The organism is Pseudomonas chlororaphis subsp. chlororaphis (assembly GCF_003945765.1).
In the GTDB taxonomy this organism is placed as follows: Bacteria; Pseudomonadota; Gammaproteobacteria; order Pseudomonadales; family Pseudomonadaceae; genus Aquipseudomonas; species Aquipseudomonas chlororaphis.
Window position 1 is genome coordinate 3,672,232 of record NZ_CP027712.1, and the last position, 22,484, is coordinate 3,694,715.

A 22,484-nucleotide genomic window follows, 5' to 3' on the forward strand; every position below is an offset into this window, starting at 1 on the left:
TCGCCCCTCACGCGTCCAGCCACACCTGCTCGGCGAACATGTAGCCCATGAAGCCGCCCAGGGGGTTGCTGCCATAGCCCTTGATGCGCTGGTCGACCCCGTCGATGTTGCTGATGAACACCGGGATGCCAATGCCGCAGTGGTCGTGCACCAGGGTCTGCATGTCGGCGTACATCGTGCTGCGCTTGGCGTCGTCGGTTTCGCCGCGGGCCAGCATCAGCAACTGGTCGAACTGCTCGTTCTTCCAGCCCGATTCGTTCCATGGCGCGCTGGACTGGAAAAACTGCGAGAAGATCACGTCGGCGTTCGGCCGCGGGTTGATGTTGCCGAAGCTCAGCGGGTGCTTCATCCAGTGGTTGGACCAGTAGCCGTCGCTGGGCAGGCGGTTGACGTTGAGGGTCAGCCCGGCCTGCTTGGCCGACTGCTGCAAGAGCACGGCGATGTCCACCGAACCGGTGGCGGCCGGCGAGGCCACCAGCGGCATGCTGACCTTCTCCATGCCGGCCTTTTTCAGCAGGAAGCGGGCCTTTTCCGGGTCGTACGGGGTCTGCGGCAGGTCGGCGTTGTAGTAACGCGACCCCGGGGCGATCGGGTGGTCGTTGCCGACCACGGCGTAGCCACGGAACACCGCGGACTTGACCTGTTCGCGGTCCAGCAGATGCTTCAGCGCCTGGGTGAATTCCGGGCTCTGGCCGGGCAGCTGGTCCTGGCGAATGATCAGGTCGGTGTAGTTGCCCGACGGCGCGTCCACCACCCGGTGCCCGGCGCTGGCGGCGATGCGCGCGGTGGAGCGCGGGTTGACTTCGTTGATCAGGTTCACGTCCCCGGAGAGCAAGGCGTTGACCCGCGACGGCTCGTCGGCGATGGCGATGAACTCGATCTCGTCCAGGTACGGCAGGCCCGGCTTCCAGTAGTTCGGGTTGCGCGCGGAGATCGAGCGCACGCCCGGCTTGAACTCCTTGACCTTGAACGGCCCGGTGCCGATGCCCTGGCTGAAGTCGGTGGTGCCTTCGGGCACGATCAGCAGGTGCGAGACCGCGAGGATCGACGGCAGCTCGGCGTTCGGCGCCTTGAGGCGGATCTGCACCTCATGGGTGCCGGTGGCCTTGATCTCGGCGAACTGCTCCATCAGCGGCATGACCTTGGAACCGGTGGCCGGGTCCTTGTGCCGCGACAGCGAGAACACCACGTCGGCGGCGGTCAAGCCCTTGCCGTTGTGGAAGGTCACGTCCTTGCGCAGGGTGATGATCCACAACGTGGCGTCGGTATTGTCGATGCGCTCGGCCAGTTCCAGCTGCGGCACCAGGTGGCTGTCGAAGCGGGTCAGGCCGTTGTAGAACATGAAGTGCCGCACATAGTCGGTGGACAGCGCGCCCTTGGCCGGGTCGAGGGTGTCGGCGGTGGAACTGGACATCCCGGCGACGCGGATGCGCCCGCCCGGCTTGCCCTTGCCCGGCGCCGCGCTGTCGCTGGCGAGCAAGGTGCCGGCACTGCCGAACAGGCTGCCGGCGCCCGCGGCGGCGACACCGGCCACGCCGAGCATGCGCAAGGCGCTGCGGCGGGACATGCCACGGTTCAGGCCTTCGAAAACCCTCAGGCTTTCTTCGCCGGAAATCAGTTGCGGATCGACTTTGTTGTCAGTCATAGCAGTTCTACCTGTCGAATAATGAGAAGGCTCGAGTGCTCGCGGTTGACCGGAGCGTCCTGGAAACGCAAAACGACGGTGAAGCAAACTCAGTGCAGATAGTCCTGGAAGCGGTAGTAAGCCCCTACCAGCGGCAGGAACCAGGGCTTGCCGAAGTGCCCGGGGATCGCCGGCCATGCCAGGTCTTGCCAGGGGTTGAGGGATGGATTGGCGCCGTCCATGACCTCGGCCATGACCTGGCCCATGTGTACCGACATCTGCACGCCATGGCCGCTGTAGCCCATGGCGTGGTAGATGCCGTTGCGTTCGCCGGCCCGGGGCAGCCGGTCGCTGGTCATGTCCACCAGCCCGCCCCAGCAGTAGTCGATAGCGACCCCGGCCAGTTGCGGGAACATCTGCACCATGGCCGCCTGCAGCACCTTGCCGCTCTTGGCATCGGAACTGGGGCTGGACATGGCGAAGCGCGCCCGGCCGCCGAACAGCAGGCGGTTATCCGGGGTCAGGCGGAAGTAGTTGCCGATGGTGCGGCTGGTGACATAGGAGCGCTGCTGCGGCAGCAGCCGCTCGACCAGGGCCTGCGGCAGCACCTCGGTGGTTACCACGAAGCTGCCCACCGGCACGATGCGCCGCCGGTACCAGCCGAGGTCGCCATGCTGGCAGGCACCGGTGGCCAGCAGAATCTGCCGCGCCTGCAACGAACCGCGCGCGGTGTCGAGCCGGTAGCCGCCACTGTTGCCCTGCCAGCCTTGGACCGCGCAGTCCTGATAGATCAGCGCGCCATGGCGCGCCGCGGCGTGCGCCAGGCCGATGCCGAAGCGCCCGACGTGCATCTGCACGCCGTTGCGCTGCAACAGGCCGCCGTGAAAACCGGCGGAATCGATTTCGCCGCGCACCTGCTCGGCGGACAGCAGCTCGACATCGGCATCGACCTCGCGGCGGATCAGCTCGCAGGTGCGCGCCAGCCCTTCGTAATGCAGGGGCTTGGCCGCCAGCTTGAGCTTGCCGTTGCGCTTGAGGTCGCAACCGATGCCCTCCTGCTCCACCAGCGCCACCACGCTCTGCACCGCCCGCTCATAGGCCTGGTAATAGGCCCGCGCGCGCTCGGCGCCGAGGCTGGCGCTGAGGGCGGCGTAATCCTGGGCCACCCCGGTGTTGCACTGGCCGCCGTTGCGCCCGGAGGCTTCGCCGATCACCCGGCCGGCTTCCAGCACCACCACCCGGGCGCCCTTCATGGCCAGCGCGCGGGCCGCGGACAGCCCGGTGAAACCGCCACCGACGATCGCCACGTCGACGCTGTCCGGCAGCGCGCCGCTCTGTGCCCCGGTGAAGGCCGGCGCACTGTCGAGCCAATAGGATTCACTGCCCATGCCTGACTCCCTGACCCTGCCTTGAAGAGCGCCCATGACCGATCAGAGCCCGACCAGCCCAGCCAGGCCGCCGATGTCCGGGATCTGCTGGTAGCCGTAGATGGCGTTGGCCGGCTGTTCGTGGCCACGGGCGACGAAAGCCTTGTGCTTGATCTTCATGTCGTGGGCCGGCATCAGGTCGTAACGGAAGCTGGAAGACACATGCAGGATGTCTTGCGGTCCGCAGCCGAGGTTGTCGAGCATGAACTCGAAGGCCGCCAGGCGTGGCTTGTAGGCTTGCGCCTGTTCGGCGGTGAAGACCTTGTGGAACGGCGCGCCGAGCTTGTCGACGTTGGACATGATCTGGCTGTCGCTGGCGTTGGAGAAGATCACCAGGGGGATCTTGTCGGCGATCTTCGACAGGCCGGCCGGCACGTCCGGATGGGGCCCCCAGGTCGGCACGGCGTCGTAGTACAGCTGGCCTTCGCCGCGGTACTCGACGCCCCAGCGCTTGCAGGTCCGCGCCAGCGCGGTCTTGAGGATTTCGTCGTAGGGCCTCCAGTCGCCCATGACCTGGTCCAGGCGGTAGGCCGAGAAGTCCTTGACGAACTGGTCCATCTGTTCAGGGCCGACGCGGTCGGCGAACAGCTCGCGGGTCATGGTGCCCATGTGGAAGTTGGTCAGCGTACCGTAGCAGTCGAACGTAATGAATTTGGGACGAAGAAAGCTCATTGAGTGCGGTCCTGAAGTTCGTTGAGGTCATGGCGTGACACGCAAGAGCGCGGCTGCCGGAGCCCTGATGCAGCGTTGCAATCACAGCTTCATTACAACACCGTGAAATCAGCAGATGGCGTTAAAAGCGCGGGCTGCTCGATACAAACCACCGTTTTTCGGGGTGCCCTCAGCAGACTTTGCGGGGCGCGCCAGCCTTGGGCAAAGCCCGTATTCATGCGCTTTTATGGACCTTTGCCGGCCGCCGGGGCTCAAGTCCGGGCCCGGTCGCCGCAGAACCTGCGCCGGCCCCAACGAAAACGGGCGCCCCCGTCTGGAAGCGCCCGTTTCGCTGAATCGCAGAGTGTCTGCCGGTCAATCCCCAACCGGTGGCGGCCGGCCTGCGGCCGCGCCGGCAGGTTCAATGCATACTTCGTACCGCCCCTCTCACCCGCCCCCGCCGATCACGGTTTTCAGCCGGCGATATCGATCAGCACGCTCTTGAAGCGCAGGTTGGCCTCGAAGGCTTCGCGCCCCAGGTCCTTGCCGATGCCGGAGCGCTTGTAGCCGCCGGTGGGCAGGATGTAGTCGTTGCTGCGCCCATAGCGGTTGACCCACACCGTGCCGGCTTCCAGGCGCCGGACCAGGCGCAGGGCGCGGTTGATGTCGGCGGTGTGTACTCCGGCGGCCAGGCCGTAGGTGGCATGCTCGGCCAGGGCCAGGGCCTCGGCTTCGTCGTCGAAGGCCTGCACCGTCAGCACCGGCCCGAAGATCTCCTCGCAGACCGCCGGGTTGCGGTTGTCCAGGCCGGTCAGCAGGGTCGGCTGGTAATAGGCGCCGCCCAGGCCGTCGAACAGCCCGCCGCCGCAGAGCACCTCGGCGCCGGCCTGGCGCGAACGCTGGACGATGCCGTCGATGCGGTTCGCCTGCTGCCGGGAAATGATCGGCGACAGCGTGCTGGCCGACGACCAGGTCGGGCCCGGGCGCAATTGTTCGAAGTACGCCCGCAGGTGCTCGACGAAGGGCTGCATGATCGAGCGCTCGATCAGCAGCCGCGAGCCGGAGACGCACACCTGCCCGGCGTTGCCGGTGATGGCCATGGCCACGGTGCGCGCGGTCTTGGCGAGGTCCGGCACATCGGCGAACACCAGTTGCGGGCTCTTGCCGCCCAGTTCCAGGGTCACCGGCTTGGGGCCGACCAGGGCGCAGGTGGACATGATGCTCGACCCCGTGGCGGTGGAGCCGGTGAAGGTCACCTTGGCCACCCGCGGATGGCGACACAGGGCATCGCCGGTGACCCGGCCGTCGCCCTGCACCACGTTGAAGATGCCCGCCGGAACCCCGGCTTGTAGCGCCAGTTCGGCGAACCGCAGGCTGGAAAACGGCGTCAGCTCCGAGGGCTTGAGCACCACCGCGTTACCGGCGGCCAGGGCCGGCGCGACTTTCCACGAGGCCATGCTCAGCGGGAAATTCCACGGCGCGATGGCGGCGATCACCCCGTAGGGTTCGGCGATCTGCATGCCCAGGCGGTCGGTCTGGGTGGCGGCCAGCGAACCGCCGTACTTGTCCGCCAGCTCGGCGAAAAAGCGGATGCCTTCGGCGACATAGGGAATGTCCCAGCCGATCACATCCTGATGCGGCCGAGTCGAACCCACCGCCTCCAGCGGCGCCAGAATCGCCGCGTCGGCTTCCACCAGATCGGCCCAGCGCCGCATCACCCGCGCCCGCTCCCGGGGCGGACGGCTGGCCCAGTCGGAGCGGGCGAAGGCCTGCCAGGCGTTGTTCACCGCCTCGTCCACCAGCCCGGCGTCGGCGATCGGCAACTGCCCGTAGGCCTGGCCGTCCGACGGCCGCGAGACCTCCAGCCCGGGCGCGGCGTCGCGGTACTGGCCGGCGATGAAATGAGCGCTGCGCACAGCGACAAGACGAGGATCGAAACTATCCATGGAGCACTCCACTTGAAGGCGGCAATAAGGTCGGCGAAGGCCGGCCCGGCCGGTAAAAACCAGGCCTCCATCCTAGGAAAAAAGCGCAAGCATTTGCTGCCGACCTTGGGCCCCTTTTAAGTAGTTACTGTGGTCTGCCGGCCAGTCTTTTAGGGATTCTGCCGAATCGCCGCGGGGCTCTTGCCAGGTGTGATCGCAGATGGGATACAGGCGCATCGCCGACGATCGCGCTTATCTTTTTCACGGAGTCTTGCCATGTCCGCCACCCCTCGCCCCGCTTATGTGTACCGCCCGATGACAGTCGCCGACTTGCCGGCGGCCCACGCCCTGTCCGTGCAATTGAAGTGGCCCCATCGCCTGGAAGACTGGGCGATGTTGCAGCGGGTCGGCCAGGGCTTTGTGGTGGAGGACGGCGAGCGCCTGATCGGCAGTGCCTTCGCCTGCCTGCAGGGGGACTACGCCACCATCGGCCTGGTGATCGTCAGCGGCGACTACCAGGGCCAGGGCATCGGCCGGGCCCTGATGGAAAAGGCCCTGCACGCCTGCGAGTCGCGCACGCCGATCCTCAACGCCACCCTGGCCGGCGCGCCGCTGTATGCCAGCCTGGGCTTCGTCGAGTTCGGCGTGATCCAGCAGCATCAGGGCCAGGTGCGGGTGCCGGAGGTGGGCGCCCTGCCCGCCGGTGAAAACTGCCGGCCGCTGCGCAAGGCCGACCGCCTGCGCCAGTTGAGCCTGGCCAACGCCGGCAGCGGCCTGGACCGCCAGCAGGTGCTGGAGGACCTGTTCGCGGTGGTCGAGCACGGCGTCGGCATCGAACGCGACGGCCAGTTGCGCGCCTTCGCCCTGCTGCGGCCGTTCGGCCGTGGCCGCTGCATCGGCCCGGTGGTCGCGGAAACCGCCGAGCAGGCCCGGCAGATGATCGCCAGCCTGCTGAGCAAGGTTCCCGATGCCTTCGTGCGCATCGATATTCCGGCCGACTGCGGCCTGGCCGAATGGCTGGAAAGCGCCGGCCTGAAACAGGTCGACCAGGTCGCGCAGATGGCCCGCGGCACCCCGCCCCGGGCGCTCGGCAACGTGCGCCAGTTCGCCCTGGTGACCCAGGCCATCGGTTGACCCGCAACGCCGCGAGCTCCTGGGTCGCGGCGCCTTTTTCCAACACTCCAGAGAGTCCTTTACATGTCCATACCCGCCGCTTTGCTGCTGGCAGGCGCCGACGGCCGCTTCGACGCCAGCCTGTTCACCCCTGCTGCCCTGGGCAGTGACGACCCCTTCGGCGCCGATCGGCTGGTTGCCTATAACGGCAGCGACGGCATTGCCGCCGGTGTCGTGCGCACCAGCGGACGTTTTGCCAGCGAGGATTTCCCCCACATCGAAATGCTCGTGGTGCACGCCGGCAAGGTGTTGCTCGACAGCGCCGAGTCGTCTGGGGAACCGGCCCTGGAACTGGCCCCGGGCGCCAGCGTGGTGATCGGCCGCGGCAGCGCCTTCAAGCTCGAGGCCGAGCCCGGCACGCTCTGGGCCTTCTGCGCGGTGAACCGTGCCGCGGCGGGCGCCGAACCGGGCCTGACGCTGCTCGACCCGCGGGCCATGCTCTCGCCCTCGGCAGCTCCCGAGCCGCAGATCCTGATCGGCCCGGAACCGCAATGCCGCTCGCGCAACGCCTTCGAGGACGACGCCAGCGACCTGCGGATCGGGGTCTGGGATTCCACGCCGTACCGCCGCCACGGCCGGCCGCACAAGCTCAATGAATTGATGCACCTGGTGGAAGGCAGCGTGACCCTCGAGGGCGCGGACGGCAGCCGCCTGAGCGCCGGCCCCGGCGCTACGCTGTTCGTTGCCCAGGGCACACCCTGCGCGTGGCACAGCACGGCCTATGTGCGCAAGTTCTATGCGGTGAAGTAACGCCCGGCACACACGACAACGGCGCCCTCGGGCGCCGTTGTCAGGTCGGGCGAAAAGCGCCCGGCAACTCAATCATCATCGTCGTCATCGTCACGGTCGCGACGATAGCGCCCGTCCTTGTCCCGCCGGTCGTAGCGGCGGTCGTAACGGTCGTCGTCACGATCGCGGTCGCGGTAGTAGTCGCGGTCATAACGGCTGTGGTCGCGCCAACCGTCATGGTCGCGATCGTAGCGTCGGCCGTCGTCCCAATGGGGGTAGCAGCCACCCAGCAGCAGCGTGGAGCAAAGGGTCAGGGTGAGTGTCGCGAGTCGCTTCATGGAAGTGTCCTAGAACCTGGGTCAGAACGATGGGTTGGCAAAGCAGCCCGGCAACGCAACGTGCCCTGTGCGAACCGGCGGCGCCGGCGCCTGCAACCACCCATGTGACTGTAAAACCAGCGTTTTATTCGATCCTGGCGAGGCACTGGCGGACCGACGGTCATGTCGTGCCCAATGCGAACGGTCACGCCTGCTCAATGGGAATTCCTGTCCCACAGCCAGTTCCACAGCCCCGGCAACCGCACCGGCTGTTCGCTGTTGGTGACGGTACGGGCCATGACCGCCCGTTGCAGCGCCGCGGTATCGTCGTAGAACGGCTTGGGCGCGGTCGCAAGGCCAGTGGCCTGGGCGCTGTCGAGCAGGATCTGCAGGTATTCCCGGGTGTGGCGGGCGGTGTAGCGATTGAGGTCGTGGAAGGTCACCACCACCGGGATCACTCCGTCCACCGTCGGCAACTGGCCCAGGGCAATGCGTTCGCGCACTTCCGACAGCTGGCGCAGCATATTGGCCCGGCGCCGTGGGCTGGCGTTGAAACCCCAGACCTTGCCGTCGTTGGCGCTGAGGTCGGTAAGCAACACATGCAGGCCATGCCGTTGGTAGGCGGCGAAGGTGCGCTTGTCGTAGTTCCAGAATGGCGGGCGCACCAGGTTCGGCGGCACCCCGGTGATCAGCGCGATATCGGCGCTGCCGTCGTTCAGGGACGCCTCCAGTTCCGGTGGGTCGAGCGAGCGATGGTTGGTGTGCCTCGGCGTGGCGGTATGAAAGCCCAGCACATGGCCCTCGGTGTGCTCGCGGGCCATTATCCGCCGCCCTATGTCGCTGCCGCCGGCCCGCGAGGCGCGGGTCTGGACGAAGAACACCGCCTTGATCGCCGGTTGCAGTGGATTGTCGAGCAGGTCGTCGAGCACCCGTTCGGTCGGGTTGTAGAAACTGGAAGCGCTGGGGCCATCGTCGAAGGTCAACAGAAAGCGGATCGGCGCCTGGGCGCGCAGGCGTTGCTCGGTCTGCGCGGTCATTTCGATGGGGGCAGCGATGCAACCGCCCAGACCAGCGGCGAGCAACACTGCGCAGAGAAGCTTGAAGCCTTGTTTCATGTTTTGCCCTGTGCCGGACCGTTGCGGTCGTCACCTCAATGGCAAAAATCCCTCGCCCATGGATCCCTCGCCCGGCCTGCACGCAGCGCCGGGCACAGCTTGGAGGGGCAACGGCGGTTTTGGTTCCGGAGCGCCCGCTTTCAGGCAGCCCGGGCCTTCATGCCGAACCGCCTTCGCAGGGCCGCTGCCAGGCGCGCTGCAACAGGTCGATCACCTCCTCGTCCGAGGTCTGGGCAAAGTCCGCATAACCATTGCCGATCGACACGAACCACAGGGGCGTGATCGGGCAGATCAGCTCGTCGACCTCGAAACTCAGGGTGTCGACGGTTTCCTGCGGCCCCAGGGGCACGGCCACCACGATCCGCGCCGGGTGCTGCAGGCGCGCCGCCTGTACCGCGGCGTGCATCGAGGCGCCGGTGGCCAGCCCGTCGTCCACCAGGATCACCACCTGGTCACGCAGGTCGGGCGCGGCCCGGTCGCCACGGTAGACCCGTTCGCGGCGCTGCAACTCCTGGGTTTCCCGTATGGTCACCGCTTGCAGCGCGGCATCACCGAGGTGATGGCTGCTCAGGACGTCCTGATTGAGGATGCGGATACCACCGCTGGCGATGGCGCCCATCGCCAGTTCTTCATGGCCGGGCACGCCAAGCTTGCGCACCAGCATCAGGTCCAGCCGCACCTCCAGGGCCCGGGCGATTTCCCAGGCCACCGGCACCCCGCCCCGGGGCAACGCCAGCACGATCACTTCGGGCCGGCGGCTGTATTTCTGCAACGGCGCGACCAGCCCTTGCCCGGCGGCCTGACGGTTGCGCAGGGTCATCTGCAATGACGGATATTCGCTCATGTCTCACCTCCCAAGGCGCCCGGCTACAGCGCCAGCAGGCTGCAGGGCACCTGATACAGCGCGTGCTCGGTCGTGCTGCCCACCAGTTTCTCCAGGCCCTGGCGATGCACACGGCCCATGACCAGCACATCGGCCTGGTTCTCGGTGACGAAGTTGGCCAGCACGGTGACCGGCTGTCCGAGGATGAAATGCCGGCGTTCCTCGGGCACGCCATAACGCTCGGCCAGTTCCAGGAAGGCTTTTTCCAGGGTCACCCGCAGTTCCCGGGTCAGGTCCGCCAGCACCAGGCCACCGCCCCCGGCATCGCCCAGGTAGACCGACGACACGTCATAGGCGTGCAGCAGGTGCAGCTCGGCATCGCATTGCAGGGCCAGGCTGTTGGCTTCGTGGATGATCCGGTCGTTGAGCCCGTTGTGCTGGTACTCCGGCCGCGACGGGTCGACCGCCGCGACCACCATTTGCGGCAACGTATGGCCGTGGCGGCCCATGAGATACAGCGGTACCGGGCACTGGCGCAGCAGGTGCCAGTCCATCGGCGTGAGAAAGGCCCGTTTGAGCGCCGGTTCGTGCTGCACGTCCTTGATCAGCAGGTCGGGCTGGATTTCCGCGACGTGCTGCAGGATTTCCTCCAGCAGGTCGTCGGCCCAGGCCACCTCGCCGTTGACCTTGACACCATGGCCGCGCAGGCGATGCACCTCCTCCTGCAACCATTCCTGGTGCCCCAGGCGGTAACGTTCGCGCGCTTCATTGCGCACGTTGTGCTCGAACAGGGAAAGAATCGACGCCGGTTTCAGCAAGGCCGCGATATGCAGGCTCGCCCCGCTGGCCTTGGCCAGGGCAGCGGCACGCGGGATCGCGGGGGACTGGCGCATTGCCGGGTCGATGACCAGCAACAAGCGTTGATACTGGCTCATGGCGCACCTCCAGATAGGCTGGACGCCCACGCCGGCCACCGGCGCCCGCTTCGCTATACGCCAGTGCGTCAACGCCGGATCGAACGCCAGCATGACTTCAGACTTCCCACTGACAATGCGCCCGTCGCGGCGTTACGGCAAGTGCGTCCAGCGCCGGTGCAGACCACGGGCCAGGCTGTCCAGGGCAAAGCCCAGGGCGCCGATCAGCAGGACCATGGCCATCAGTTCCGAATAGGCCAGGCGGTCGCGGGTATCGAGGATGAAATAGCCCAGGCCGGCGCTGACGCCAAGCATTTCGCAAGGCACCAGGACGATCCACAAAATGCCGATAGCCAGGCGCACGCCGGTCAGCACATGGCCCAGCACCCCGGGCAGGATCACCTTGCGCAGGGTTTCCCAGCGGGTGGCGCTGAGGCTGCGGCTCAGTTGCAGCCAGCGCGGGTCGAGCTGGCGCACCCCGGCCGCGGTGTTGAGCAGGATCGGCCAGACCGCGGCGAAGGCCAGCAGGAAGTAGATCGGCTGGTCCCCTACCCCCATCAGCATCACCACCACCGGCATCCACGACAGCGGCGAGATCATCCGCAGGAACTGGAACGCCGGGGTGGTGGCCGCCTCCAGGTGGCGGTAGCTGCCGATCAGCAGGCCCAGGGGCACGCCCACCAGCAAGGCCAGCGCCAGGCCAACCAGGATGCGCTTGAGGCTGACCAGCACATGCTCGTACAGCTCGGCGCGGCCCAGCAGTTCCAGCAGGCTGGCCAGGGTCGCCGCCGGCGAAAAACGCGCCGCCAGCCCGTCGGCGCTGCCAAACAGGCGCACCCCCAGCCACCACAACAGCAGCAGGCCCAGCAGCCCGCCCACGCCCAGCAGCCCATGCAGGTTCGATGCGGATCGCTTGGCCATCAGAGGCTGAACTCCTCGCTGCGTTCGAAGCTGTCGGGCAAGCCGAATGCCTTGAGCCCGCCAACCGACGCGATGGCGTTGCGCACGAAGCGCTCGTCAACCAGATCGCGGGCGGTGTGCTGCGGGTCGAGGCTGGCCAAAAAGCCCTTGTCGCCTTCGATCAGGGTGTCCTTGAGGCGCTTGACCAGTTCCTCGGTGTAGCTGGGGAACGGGTACGGCTGGAAATCGATGCGCTGCTCGTCCCACTGGGCGTGCTGGATCGCGCCGTCGGCCAGGTACTGCTGGCGTTCGCTGGCACTCGGCGCCAAGACCCGGCTCAGCACCTGGGGCGCATGCGGGGTGTAGCGGTTGGCGCCGTCGCGGGACAGCAGACTGGCGACCTCGGCGCGGTGGTCGCGGGTCCACAGCTGCGCCTTGACGATGGCATTGACCACCTTCTGCGACCATTCGGGGCGGTTATTCAAATCCTGCTCGTGCATGAACACCACGCAGCAGGCGTGGTTGCGCCAGATATCCCCGGTAAAGCGCTGCACCCGGCCGACCTTGAGTTCCTCGGCCAGGGCGTTGAAGGGCTCGGCGACTATGTAGCCGGCGATGCGCTTGCTGGCCAGGGCCGGCGGCATGTCCGACGGCGGCAGCACCAGCAGGTTGACCTCGTTGGCCGCCAGCGGGCTGCTGGCTGGCCGGCTGACCGGGGTCAGGCCGTTGTCGCGCAACAGTTGCTGCACCACCACGTTGTGGATCGAGTACCAGAACGGAATCGCCAGCGCCTGCCCGCCCAGCTGCCGGACCTCGGTGATGCCCGGCGCCACGGTCAGGCCGGAGCCGCCGACGTGGTTCCAGGCCACCACCTTGGCCGGCACCTTACTGCCATAGCGAGCCCAGACGGTCATCGGCGACAGCAGGTGGATCACATTAACCTGCCCGGAAATGAACGCCTCGATCACCTGCGCCCAACTGCGCAGCAGCACCGGGCGCTCGGAGCGGATGCCCTCGGCCTCGAACAGGCCGTTGTTATGGGCCACCAGCAAGGGCGTGGCGTCGGTGATCGGCAGGTAGCCGATGCGCACCGGCGCGTCCGGCTCCGCGGCGGCGCGGGCCTGCAGGCTATTGAGCAACGGCAAGGCGCCGCCGGCGGTGAGCAAGGCGCTGAGCTTGAGGAAGTCGCGACGGCTGTGGGTGAAGTCATCCAGGCACATGGTGTATCTCCGATCATTCGGGCAAGGGGTTGAACCCGGCCATTTACCGCCAATTCAGGCTCTTCCATCTCTTCGGGCTCGTCTGTAGGAGCGAAGCTTGCTCGCGAATGACCTCAACGCTGACGGGGTGTCTGGGACCCTGCGCCGCACTGACGTTTTTATCGCGAGCAAGCTTCGCTCCTACAGAGACAGAGGTGCGGGCTGAGGCAGCAAGGCTTGGGGTTGTGCAGCGCGGCTCGCCCGCCGAAGGGTTTTGAGAATCTCGATACGCAGGGCGCCCAGTTCTTCCACCAGCTCGGCGCGCGGCTGAGGCAGGTCGATGCGCCACTCGCCGAGGGTCCGCGCCGGGCTGTTACCCAGTAGCAGGATTCGGTCGGAAAGCAGCAGGGCTTCGTCGATGTCGTGGGTGATCAACAGCGCCGCGGTGCGGTGCTCGGCAATCACCTTGAGCAGCAGTTGCTGCATGTCGGCGCGGGTCACTTCGTCCAGCGCGCCGAAGGGTTCGTCGAGCAACAGCACCTGCGGCTGGCGCGCCAGGCAACGGGCCAGCGCGGTGCGCTGGGCCATGCCGCCGGACAGCTGCGCCGGGTAATGCCCGCGGGCATGCTGCAGGCCGACCTCGGCGATCGCCTGGTCGATCCGCGCCTGGCGCTGCCGGGCGTCCAGCGCCGGCTGGCGGGCGAAATCGAGGCCGAAGGCGACGTTGTGTTCCAGGTTCAGCCAGGGCAGCAGGCTGGGGTCCTGGAACGCCACGGCCACCCGTGGATGCGGCCCGTCCAGCGCCTGGCCCAGCAGGCTGACGCTACCACTGTGGGGCGCCTGCAAGCCGGCCAGGACCCGCAACAGGCTGGACTTGCCGACGCCGCTGGGGCCGAGGATCGACACCACCTCCCCTGGCTGCAAGCGCAAGTCGAAGCCTTCCAGCACCGCTTGCCAGCCTGCTTCACCGGGGTAGCCGAGGCTGATCTGCCGGGCTTCGAGCAAGGCCGCGCTCATGCCGCCGCGTCCCGGGCCTGGCGCTGCAACTCGGCGCGCAACTGCACCAGGCTCGGCGTGACGATCGGCACGAAGGCCGACTCGCGCCAGCGCCGGGCAAAACCGCCGCCATGCTCGCTCAGGTAGGCCTTGCCGCCACTGGCCTGCAACTCCAGCTGCACGGCATTGGCGGCAGCTTCAGCCAGGGCGATGCGTAGCCGGAACAGCGCCGCTGGCTGGGTCAGGAAACGCCCCTCCAGCAAGCCGCGCTTGAGCTCGGCGACGCTCTCCTCCAACTGCTGGCGTTGCTCCTGCAACGGCTCGCGAAGAATCGAACGCCCGCTGTGCAGGTGCGTCTGCACTTCATCCAGCGCGCGCCGCGCCAGGCCGATGGCCATGCCGCATTGCAGGCCGAGAAACGCCGGGCGCACCGCCGGCAGAAAGGCCTTGGCGTCCTCGTGCAGCAACCAGTCGTGGCCGACCTCGACCTGCTGCAACTCCAGCGCCGCGGTGTTGCTCGACTGCAAGCCCATCAGTTGCAAATCCTCGGAACGTTGCAAGCCGGCCAGGCCCGCGGGGATCGCCAGGATAAAGGGCGCGCCGCCCTGCTCGTGCTCGATGGCCGCGGCCACCACAAAACCGCTTTTGCGCAGATTGGTCACCCAGTGCAGGCGCCCGTTCAGATTCCAACCACCCGCCCGTGGCTGCGCGCGGACTTGCAGGGCCTCGATGCCGGAGAGGAACTTCATGGCGTTCGACAGCCCGGTGGCCCCCGCCAGTTCGCCGCTGAGCAGGTCCGGCAACAGATGCTCGCGCAAGGCCGCGTTGGGGCTGTGCAGCAGGTATTCGATAAAGGCCCGCTGGCCCCAGAACACAAAGGCCGCCGCCAGGGAACGGCTGGCCACCGCGGCCACCGCCTCCACGGCGTCGCCCAGGTCGCCGTCGCTACCGCCCTGCCCGGCCGGAATGCCGATGCGCAGCACCTGCGCCTCGGCCAGTCGCGCCAGCACCTGCTGTGGGTCGCACTGGCCCAGATCCAGGGCCTGGGCCTCGGCGTCCAGCCATTGACTGAATGCGGGGTTGAGCATGTGGTTTTCTCCTTTTTACGCGGCACCGGCCAAACGGCCGTGCCTTGAATCCAGCCGCTGCATCATTGCTGCGGCGCTTGCCAGCGGTACTTCGCCAGTTCCGGGTTCAGCGGCGTGCGGGCGAACACGTTGGCGAAATTGCACAGGGTCGCCAGGCTCACCCCGAGAATCACTTCCAGGGCATTGCCCTCGCTGTAGCCGGCGGCCTTGAATGCCGCGAACGTCGGCTCACTGACATTGCCGCGGGTGGCGATCACCTCGGCGGCGAAGGCAGCCAATGCCTGCAGTTTTTCCTCCGGCAAGGGGCTGCGCTCACGCAACGCGCTGATCACTTCGTCCGACAGTTTGGCCTTATTCTGCGCCACCGCAGTGTGCCCGGCCACACAGAAATCGCAACCGTGAGTGGTGGCGGCCACCAGTTGCACCACCTCCCGTTCGGCCAGGCTCAGCTCGGCCTTGCCATTGAGCGCCGATACCGTAACGTAGGTCTCCAGCGCCGCCGGGGCATTGGCCAGGATGCCCAGCAGATTGGGGATGAACCCCGAGTTGTTCTGGGCGTTCTGCAAAAACGGCCGGGCCGCTTCGGGAGCGCTTTGCAGGCTGTGTAGAGTGATGCGCGACATGCGGTGGACTCCTGCTGTGTTGGTGTCCGGCCAGTCTGTTGGTTATAAGAATTCCGATCCATATTCTAAAGTAGCGATTACTTGCTCCTGAGTGTTTCCATTAGATGATTTCGTCCAGCCCACTGGTTGATTGGTTATTAGAAAGCCTTGAACTCGACGCTAGCCTGTTCCATGTCGGCCGCTACTGCGGCGGCTGGCACGCCAGCACCCACGGCCTGGCCCGGGCCAGCTTCCACCTGATCGTGCAGGGCCATTGCTGGCTGCATATCGAGGGCCATGAGCCGGCCCAGCGCCTGAATGCCGGGGATGCGCTGTTCCTGCTGCGCGACCTGGACTATCGCCTGTCCAGCGCCCAAGCGCATGGCGCCGCCCTTGAACTGCCACGCAGGGCCATGCAGGCGCTCGACGCTCACGCACAAGATCAGGCCGAGGATGGCGTGGGCCTGGTCTGCGGCTTCTTTCATTTCAAGTCCGGGCTGTCGTCGCTGATCATCGACGCCCTGCCGGACTGGATCGTGCTGCGCGCCGGCGACCCGTCCCTGAGCGCGGCGCGGGCCCTGTTCGAGCTGATCCTGCAAGAGTGCCAGCGCACGCCCGCGCCCTCCTCGGCGCTGCTGGAGCGCCTGAGCCATCTGCTGTTCCTCTATGTGCTGCGCCAGCAAGTGGCCGATAACCAGGGCCTTGGCGGGCTGGTGGCGCTGGCCCGGCACCCGGCTTTCGCAGCGCTGCTGGAACAGTTGATCGAACACCCCGAACAACCCTGGCCCCTGGAAAGCATGGCGGCCTGCACCGGGCTGTCGCGCTCGGCCTTCTTCAAGCGCTTCAACGAACTGGCCGGGCAATCCCCGGGCCAGGTCCTGCTGGCGCTGCGCATGCGCCATGCCTGCCAGTTGCTCAAGGCCAACCACACCGTGGAACAGGTCGGCGCGGCAGTGGGTTATCAATCGGTCGCGGCCTTTACCCGCGCCTTCGCCAAGGCCGTGGGCGTGCAGCCGGGGGCTTATCGGCGCCAGCACGAAGGGCGTTGAATGCGCCGGGGCCTGTGACCTGGCCCCCAAGGCGTCACTGGCTCAGGGCCTGGGTAAAGGAAGTGTCGACAACAGTCGCGGTGGCCAAGGGCGCCGGCAGCGCCTTGACCTTGAACAGGAAGTCCGCGGTGCTTTGCAGGTCGGCGGCGGCCTGCGGGTCCACCGGGCCGACGCTCATGTGCGCCTGGCGCAGCCAATGGCGCGAGACGTTCGGGTCGAGGTTGGCCTTTTTCGCCCACAGGTCGGCGTACTGGTCGGTGTGGCTGTCGACCCAGGCCCGGGCCAGCTTCAGGCGGCCGAGGAAGTCGGCGATGGCGGCGCGCTTGCTGTCGATGGCCGGGGTCGAGGCGGCGATGGCGCTGAGGCCGGGCATCAGGTTCTTCGCGGTGAGGATCGGCCGCGCGCCGGAGAACAGGATCTGCTGCGAGATATAGGGTTCCCACACCGGGAAGGCGTCGATGCTGCCCTGGGGCAAGGCCGCGGCAGCGTCGATCGGCATCAGCTTGATGAACTCGACATGGTCCTCCGGCAGGCCGGCCTGCTCCAGGGCGCGCAGGGTCAGTTGCTGGCTCCAGGCGCCGGGCCAGTAGGCGACCTTCTTGTCCTTGAGGTCGGCGATGGTCTGCACCGGCGAATCCTTGGGCACCAGCAAGGCGATGGTGTCCGGGTTCTGCCGCGAGACGCCGATCAGCTTCACCGGCGCCTGCTTCGCGGCCAGGAACAGAAAGCCCGAATCGCCGAGAAAGCCCAGGTCCAGGGCGCCGGTGTTCAGCGCCTCGGCCAGGGGCGCGGCGGCCTGGAAGTGTTTCCAGTCGACCTTGTAGGGCGCGCCTTCAAGCACTCCCGAGGCCTCCACCGAGGCTCGCACGTTGTAGTAGTTCTGGTCGCCGACCTGCAGCACCAGCGGCTCGGCGGCCTGGGCCAGGGGCGCCGCGAACAGGGTGCTGAAGAACAGACGGCGCAGGCGTCGGGAGAGCGTCATGGGAAATTCCTGGATGATTGGAAAAGCGGATTTTCTAGAACATAACGCTCTTAGAATCCGATTTTGAAATTCTGTTAATGCATAAGCTCATAGCCGCTTTTGCACCCGCGCCAGGAGGCTGTTGGTGGAGAAACAGCGCGGCAACAGACTGTTGGCCAGGCAACATCGCCAGAGGCTTTTTTCCTGTTGGAACACCTTGAAGCCGCCCTTCCCCGGCTATGGCACAGAGCCTGCAATATTCCTTTCCGACAGGATTTATTCCTACCTTCCGCGACTTTTGAAATAAGGAGCGGAAATAACAACTTGCCCTCTCGCCGCCTTGTCCGGAGCCATCCATGAAACCCGTCTTGCGCTTCCCCCTGGCCCGCGCCAGATACCTGCTCAGCGCCTGCGCCCTTGCACTGTTCCTGAGTTCGAGCCTGCAACCCCTGGCCCAGGCCGCGGAAAGCCCGCCAGCCGAAGTGCACCTGGACTACGCCTATTACTCGCCGGTCAGCCTGGTGCTCAAGCACTTCGGCTTTCTCGAAAAGGCCCTGCCCCAGACCAAGGTCGGCTGGGTCCTCAGCCAGGGCAGCAACCGCTCCCTGGAATACCTCAACAGCGGCGGCGTCGACTTCGCCTCGTCCGCCAGCCTGGCGGCGGTGCTGAGCCGGGCCAACGGCAGCCCGATCAAGTCGGTGTATGTCTACAGCCGCGCCGAATGGACCGCCCTGGTGGTGCGCAAGGATTCGCCGTACCAGACCGTCGCCGACCTCAAGGGCAAGAAGATCGCCGCCACCAAGGGCACCGATCCCTACCTGTTCACCCTGCGCAGCCTGCAACAGGCCGGGCTGAAAAAAGACGATGTGGAACTGGTGCACCTGCAGCACCCGGACGGTCGCACCGCCCTGGAGAAAGGCGACGTCGACGCCTGGGCCGGTCTCGATCCGCACATGGCCGCCAGCGAAGTACAGGCCGGGGCGCGCCTGCTGTACCGCAACACTGCTTTCAACAGCTACGGCGTGCTCAGCGTCACCGAGCAGTACGCCAAGGAGCATCCGCAGACCATCGCCAGCGTGCTCGCCGCCTATGAGCAGGCCCGCGAATGGTCGGTCAAGCACCCGGACGAGCTGGCCAGGCTACTGGCCGATGAATCCGGCCTGCCGCTGGAAGTGGCCCGGCTGCAACTGTCGCGCACCGACCTCGGCAACCCGCGGTTGAGCGCCGAGGATGTGCTGGCCTCCAAGGCCGCTGCGCCGATCCTGGTGTCCGAGGAACTGGTACGCCGCGGGGTGAACGTGGACCAGGTGATCGACCAACTGCTCGACACCGACGTCAAGCAGGCCGTGGCCCGTCAATAACCCACCGCCCAGGCGACGACCGAGTCCGCGCCTGGCGCGGATTCGGTGTTGCCGGAGAATCGCCATGAGCAGCGACAGCAACGACCTCTCGACCCGCCTGGCCCTGTCCGCGCCGGGCAAGCTCCCAGGCTTCAACCCCGCCCGCTGGCGCCTGCGCCTCAAGGGCCTGGCCCTGCCGGTAGTGATCATCCTGCTGCTGGAGTTCGTGGTGCGCATCGGCTGGCTGCCGTCGTACCAGATGCCGGCCCCCAGCGAGATCGCCCTGACCCTCGGCGACCTGGCCGAAGGCGCGCTGTGGAAACACATTGGCGCCAGCCTGCTGCGGGTGCTGCTGGGCTTTGCCATCGGCGCCGGCCTGGCGCTGGTCTTCGCCGCCTGGGTCGGCCTGAGCCGGGAGGCCGAAGCCTACCTGGAGCCGACCTTCGCCGGCCTGCGCTCGATCCCCAGCCTGGCCTGGGTGCCGTTGCTCCTGCTGTGGCTGGGCATCGACGAAACTTCGAAGGTGGTGCTGATCGCCATCGGCGCCTTCTTCCCGGTGTACCTCAATGGCGTGGCGGCAATTCGCGATATCGACCGCAAGCTGGTGGAGGTCGGCCACATGTACGGTTTCGGCCGGCGCCGGCTGGTGCGGCGGATTCTCCTGCCGGCCGCCCTGCCCGGCCTGTTCACCGGCTTGCGCAGCGGCATGAGCCTGGCCTGGATGTTCCTGGTGGCCGCCGAACTGATCGCCGCCACCAAGGGCCTGGGTTATCTGCTCAGCGACGGCCGGGAAACCTCGCGGCCGGACATCGTGCTGGCGGCGATCATCGTCCTCGCCGTGCTGGGCAAGCTCAGCGACGGCCTCCTCGCCGGCCTGGAAAAACGCTTCCTGGCCTGGCGCGACACCTTCAATGGCCAAGGCGGCAATGACTAACGCACAGAGGATCGAGCCATGACCCAAGCCCTGCTGGACATCCACGTGGAACGCAAGACCTTCGCCGCCACCACCGTCCTCCACGATATCCACCTGCAACTGCAGCCGCGGGAAACCGTGAGCCTGCTGGGCCCCAGCGGCTGCGGCAAAAGCACCCTGCTGCGCATCGTCGCCGGCCTGGAGAAGGACTTTCAGGGGCAACTGCGCAGCCATACCGAACGCCTGGCCTTTGTCTTCCAGGAACCGCGGCTGATGCCCTGGCTGACGGTGGAACAGAACATCGGCTTTGGCGACGACGAGCATTACGACCGCGCCTGGGTCGCGCAACTGATCGAGGAAGTCGGCCTTGCGGGTTTTGCCCAGGCCCTGCCCAAGGCGCTGTCCGGCGGCATGGCGCAGCGGGTGGCGATCGCCCGCGGCCTGTACGCGCGGCCACAGGTGCTGTTGCTCGACGAGCCCTTCAGCGCGGTGGACGCCTTTACCCGGATGAAACTGCAGGACCTGCTGCTGCAACTGGCCGAGCGTCACGCCATCGCCCTGCTGCTGGTGACCCACGATGTCGACGAGGCGCTGTACCTGAGCGACCGGGTGCTGGTGATGGACAACCGCCCCAGCCGTATTCGCCAGGAACTGGCCGTGCAACTGAGCCACCCGCGGGACCGCCGCGACCCGCTGCTGGCCCGCCTCAAGGCGTTGGCCCTGACCGAATTGCACAAGGCCCATGTGATTTGAGCGGGCTTTGCCACGGCCCGGCACTTAAGAACACAAAGGAATTAATAAATAAATAATCAGTATTTATGGTTATAAAAATAACCACGTACTCTCAGCTCATCCCGCCCATTGGTCACGACAGTGAAGTGCCTTATGAAACCGACTGACAACGTTATCGACTTCGCCCAGTTCCGCAAACGCAAGCAGGCCCAGCAACTGGCCCGGGCCATGTGGGAGATGTACGCGCGCAATGCCGGTTACCAGGCGTTCCAGTGGGTTCAGGCGGCCCGGCCGACCAGGACCTACCACGCGTGAGCGTCCAGGAACCCTCGCGCTTTCTGGCGAGCGCCGACGAACCCGGCCTGGATTTGACCCATCTGGAAACTCAGGAAGAAGACCCCATCAGCGAACGGGTCGCGCAGAACCTGCAACGCCTGCGCAGCAAGCGTCATCTGTCCCTGGATGCCCTGGCCCGCCAGTGCGGGGTCAGCCGGGCGATGCTGGCGCAGATCGAGTCCGGGCGCAGCGTGCCGTCGATCAAGGTGCTGTGCAAGATCGCCAAGGGCCTGAAGGTGTCGGTCGCGGCCTTTCTCGAACACCGCGCCTTCGAAGGCGTGGCGGTGCTGCCGTCGAGCCGGAGCAAACGCCTGGTCAGCGCCAACGGCGCCTTTGTCAGCCGCGCCCTGTTCCCCTTCGACGTGGCGCGCCAATCGGAATTCTACGAACTGCGCCTGAGCCCGCTCGGCGAAGACCAGTCCGAAGGACACGGGCCGGGGGTCCAGGAAAACCTGGTGGTGTCCCAGGGTGTACTGGAAATCAGCGTCAACCAAGAACGCTACCTGCTCTCCACCGGCGACTCGATCCTGTTCTACGCCGACCAGCCGCACCGCTACCGCAACCCCGCCGACAGCGAAGCGGTGGCCTACCTGGTGGTGACCTACCCGGAACGCCTGGACTGAAGGTGGAGTTGCGCCACGCAAATCTCTACCGCGAAAAACACACCACGGCTCATGAGAAGGCATCCACCCGGGTCAGTTCGGCCGACAGGCGCCAAAGACGTTCGGCCTGTTCCGGATCGACGGCATGGGGCCTTACGCCAACGAACGACGCCGGCTCGCTCTCGTCGAGCCTGGCCACCTCGCAGTCTTCGCAATACAACCCACCCAGGCCATCCAGCTTCGGCGATGTCGCTGCCCAGACCTGGGTGGCGGCGCCTTGCCGAGGGTTCTTGAAGGCCGGGTTCGCCGGATTGCCCTCGGCGTCTATCCAGCCCAGGGCGACCATTTCTTCCATGGGCAGGTAACGCTGCAGAGGCGTGGCGATCATGCCGGGGTGCAGAGAGAACGCCCGCACGCCCTGCTCGCGCCCCAACCGGTCCAGGTGCACGGCGAACAGCGCGTTGGCGGTTTTCGACTGGCCGTAGGCCAGCCACTTGTCGTAGCCCCGATCGAACTGCGGGTCGTCCCAGCGAATGGCGGATGAGTGATGGCCCGCGGAGGACACCATCACCACCCTGGCGCCGCCTTGCAACGCCGGCCAGAGCCGGTTGACCAGCGCATGGTGGCCCAGGTGATTGGTCGCGAACTGCGCCTCCCAACCGGGGCCCACTCGGGTTTCAGGGCAAGCCATGATGCCGGCGTTGCCCATCAATATGTCCAGGTGCGTGCCGCTCGCCAGAAATGCCTCCGAGAAACGCTTGATGCTCGCCAGGTCGGCCAGGTCCAGCCCATGCACCTCGACATTGGCGAGACCGGCAACCCGGGCCTGGGCCGCCTGGCGATCGCGGGCCGCCACTATGACCCGTGCCCCGGCGCCGGCCAGCGCCCGAGTGGTTTCCAGGCCCAGGCCGGAATGCCCTCCCGTTACCAGCGCCGTGGTTCGGGAAAGATCGAGGCCTTCGAGTACCTCGGATGCCGTCGAAGCTGCGCTGAAACCGGAATGAACAGGCGTCTGTCTATGGGTCATTGCAATGTCCTTTACGAATGGAAACCAAGCTGCCAATTTGA

23 protein-coding genes are annotated in these 22,484 nt (G+C 66.6%); 8 read left to right on the top strand and 15 right to left on the bottom strand.

The annotated features are described in order from the left end of the window. Positions 1 to 7: 7 nt before the first annotated feature. The 4 genes from C4K27_RS16700 to C4K27_RS16715 form a co-directional block, all read right to left on the bottom strand. The gene (locus C4K27_RS16700) at positions 8 to 1,645 is read right to left on the bottom strand and encodes an ABC transporter substrate-binding protein (RefSeq protein ID WP_053261331.1); all 1,638 of its coding nucleotides are present in this window, start codon (positions 1,643 to 1,645) and stop codon (positions 8 to 10) included. A gap of 89 nt (positions 1,646 to 1,734) precedes the next feature. Then, positions 1,735 to 3,012, bottom strand: a complete 1,278-nt coding sequence (locus C4K27_RS16705; RefSeq protein WP_053261332.1) for an NAD(P)/FAD-dependent oxidoreductase — start codon at positions 3,010 to 3,012, stop codon at positions 1,735 to 1,737. Between the two features lie 42 nt (positions 3,013 to 3,054). Then, on the bottom strand, positions 3,055 to 3,723 hold the full coding sequence (locus C4K27_RS16710) for a haloacid dehalogenase type II (protein WP_053261333.1): 669 nt from the start codon (positions 3,721 to 3,723) through the stop codon (positions 3,055 to 3,057). 452 nt (positions 3,724 to 4,175) lie between these two features. Further along, entirely contained in the window at positions 4,176 to 5,648 is a 1,473-nt protein-coding gene (locus C4K27_RS16715) for an aldehyde dehydrogenase family protein (protein WP_053261334.1), read from the bottom strand. 255 nt (positions 5,649 to 5,903) lie between these two features. Here C4K27_RS16715 and C4K27_RS16720 point away from each other — a divergent pair, with 255 nt between their 5' ends. After that, positions 5,904 to 6,761, top strand: coding sequence for a GNAT family N-acetyltransferase (locus C4K27_RS16720; protein WP_053261335.1), 858 nt, complete (start codon positions 5,904 to 5,906; stop codon positions 6,759 to 6,761). A gap of 63 nt (positions 6,762 to 6,824) precedes the next feature. Beyond that, positions 6,825 to 7,550 carry a cupin domain-containing protein gene (locus tag C4K27_RS16725; protein ID WP_053261336.1) on the top strand — a complete coding sequence of 242 codons (726 nt, stop codon included), beginning with the start codon at positions 6,825 to 6,827 and terminating at the stop codon, positions 7,548 to 7,550. A 68-nt stretch (positions 7,551 to 7,618) separates the two neighbouring features. On the opposite strand, the gene C4K27_RS16730 is transcribed toward C4K27_RS16725, so the two are convergent. The 9 genes from C4K27_RS16730 to C4K27_RS16770 all read right to left on the bottom strand — a co-directional run bounded on the left by C4K27_RS16730 (position 7,619) and on the right by C4K27_RS16770 (position 15,504). Continuing rightward, positions 7,619 to 7,867, bottom strand: a complete 249-nt coding sequence (locus tag C4K27_RS16730) for a hypothetical protein (RefSeq protein ID WP_053261337.1) — start codon at positions 7,865 to 7,867, stop codon at positions 7,619 to 7,621. Between the two features lie 194 nt (positions 7,868 to 8,061). Beyond that, the gene (locus tag C4K27_RS16735) at positions 8,062 to 8,961 is read right to left on the bottom strand and encodes a polysaccharide deacetylase family protein (protein WP_053261338.1); all 900 of its coding nucleotides are present in this window, start codon (positions 8,959 to 8,961) and stop codon (positions 8,062 to 8,064) included. A gap of 157 nt (positions 8,962 to 9,118) precedes the next feature. Next, positions 9,119 to 9,805: a phosphoribosyltransferase gene (locus C4K27_RS16740; protein ID WP_053261339.1), complete on the bottom strand. Its 687-nt coding sequence runs from the start codon at positions 9,803 to 9,805 to the stop codon at positions 9,119 to 9,121. 23 nt (positions 9,806 to 9,828) lie between these two features. After that, entirely contained in the window at positions 9,829 to 10,719 is an 891-nt protein-coding gene (locus tag C4K27_RS16745; protein WP_053261340.1) for a universal stress protein, read from the bottom strand. Between the two features lie 132 nt (positions 10,720 to 10,851). Then, complete coding sequence (locus C4K27_RS16750; protein ID WP_053261341.1) at positions 10,852 to 11,619, bottom strand: ABC transporter permease; 768 nt, start codon at positions 11,617 to 11,619, stop codon at positions 10,852 to 10,854. After that, on the bottom strand, positions 11,619 to 12,818 hold the full coding sequence (locus tag C4K27_RS16755) for an ABC transporter substrate-binding protein (protein WP_053261342.1): 1,200 nt from the start codon (positions 12,816 to 12,818) through the stop codon (positions 11,619 to 11,621). The genes C4K27_RS16750 and C4K27_RS16755 overlap by 1 nt, the downstream gene beginning before the upstream one ends. 180 nt (positions 12,819 to 12,998) lie before the next feature. Continuing rightward, positions 12,999 to 13,814 carry an ABC transporter ATP-binding protein gene (locus tag C4K27_RS16760; RefSeq protein WP_053261343.1) on the bottom strand — a complete coding sequence of 272 codons (816 nt, stop codon included), beginning with the start codon at positions 13,812 to 13,814 and terminating at the stop codon, positions 12,999 to 13,001. Then, the gene (locus C4K27_RS16765) at positions 13,811 to 14,881 is read right to left on the bottom strand and encodes an acyl-CoA dehydrogenase family protein (RefSeq protein ID WP_053261344.1); all 1,071 of its coding nucleotides are present in this window, start codon (positions 14,879 to 14,881) and stop codon (positions 13,811 to 13,813) included. The genes C4K27_RS16760 and C4K27_RS16765 overlap by 4 nt, the downstream gene beginning before the upstream one ends. 62 nt (positions 14,882 to 14,943) lie before the next feature. Then, on the bottom strand, positions 14,944 to 15,504 hold the full coding sequence (locus C4K27_RS16770; protein WP_053261345.1) for a carboxymuconolactone decarboxylase family protein: 561 nt from the start codon (positions 15,502 to 15,504) through the stop codon (positions 14,944 to 14,946). A gap of 104 nt (positions 15,505 to 15,608) precedes the next feature. Here C4K27_RS16770 and C4K27_RS16775 point away from each other — a divergent pair, with 104 nt between their 5' ends. After that, positions 15,609 to 16,532: an AraC family transcriptional regulator gene (locus C4K27_RS16775; RefSeq protein ID WP_053261346.1), complete on the top strand. Its 924-nt coding sequence runs from the start codon at positions 15,609 to 15,611 to the stop codon at positions 16,530 to 16,532. Positions 16,533 to 16,566: 34 nt separating this feature from the next. Here the strand turns inward: C4K27_RS16775 and C4K27_RS16780 are convergent, their stop codons facing one another. Next, positions 16,567 to 17,514: an ABC transporter substrate-binding protein gene (locus C4K27_RS16780; RefSeq protein WP_053261347.1), complete on the bottom strand. Its 948-nt coding sequence runs from the start codon at positions 17,512 to 17,514 to the stop codon at positions 16,567 to 16,569. A gap of 335 nt (positions 17,515 to 17,849) precedes the next feature. Between C4K27_RS16780 and C4K27_RS16785 the strand changes: the two genes are divergently transcribed. The 5 genes from C4K27_RS16785 (at position 17,850) to C4K27_RS16800 (ending at position 21,437) form a co-directional block, all read left to right on the top strand. Beyond that, positions 17,850 to 18,854 (top strand): aliphatic sulfonate ABC transporter substrate-binding protein, encoded by a 1,005-nt coding sequence (locus tag C4K27_RS16785; protein WP_053261348.1) that lies wholly within the window; start codon positions 17,850 to 17,852, stop codon positions 18,852 to 18,854. 64 nt (positions 18,855 to 18,918) lie between these two features. Continuing rightward, positions 18,919 to 19,767: an ABC transporter permease gene (locus tag C4K27_RS16790; protein ID WP_053261349.1), complete on the top strand. Its 849-nt coding sequence runs from the start codon at positions 18,919 to 18,921 to the stop codon at positions 19,765 to 19,767. An 18-nt stretch (positions 19,768 to 19,785) separates the two neighbouring features. Then, complete coding sequence (locus C4K27_RS16795; protein WP_053261350.1) at positions 19,786 to 20,499, top strand: ABC transporter ATP-binding protein; 714 nt, start codon at positions 19,786 to 19,788, stop codon at positions 20,497 to 20,499. A 132-nt stretch (positions 20,500 to 20,631) separates the two neighbouring features. After that, entirely contained in the window at positions 20,632 to 20,793 is a 162-nt protein-coding gene (locus C4K27_RS31240) for a hypothetical protein (RefSeq protein ID WP_007929067.1), read from the top strand. A 53-nt stretch (positions 20,794 to 20,846) separates the two neighbouring features. Further along, positions 20,847 to 21,437 carry a helix-turn-helix domain-containing protein gene (locus tag C4K27_RS16800; RefSeq protein WP_371858255.1) on the top strand — a complete coding sequence of 197 codons (591 nt, stop codon included), beginning with the start codon at positions 20,847 to 20,849 and terminating at the stop codon, positions 21,435 to 21,437. A gap of 49 nt (positions 21,438 to 21,486) precedes the next feature. Here the strand turns inward: C4K27_RS16800 and C4K27_RS16805 are convergent, their stop codons facing one another. After that, entirely contained in the window at positions 21,487 to 22,443 is a 957-nt protein-coding gene (locus tag C4K27_RS16805; protein WP_053261352.1) for an SDR family NAD(P)-dependent oxidoreductase, read from the bottom strand. Positions 22,444 to 22,484 lie beyond the last annotated feature (41 nt).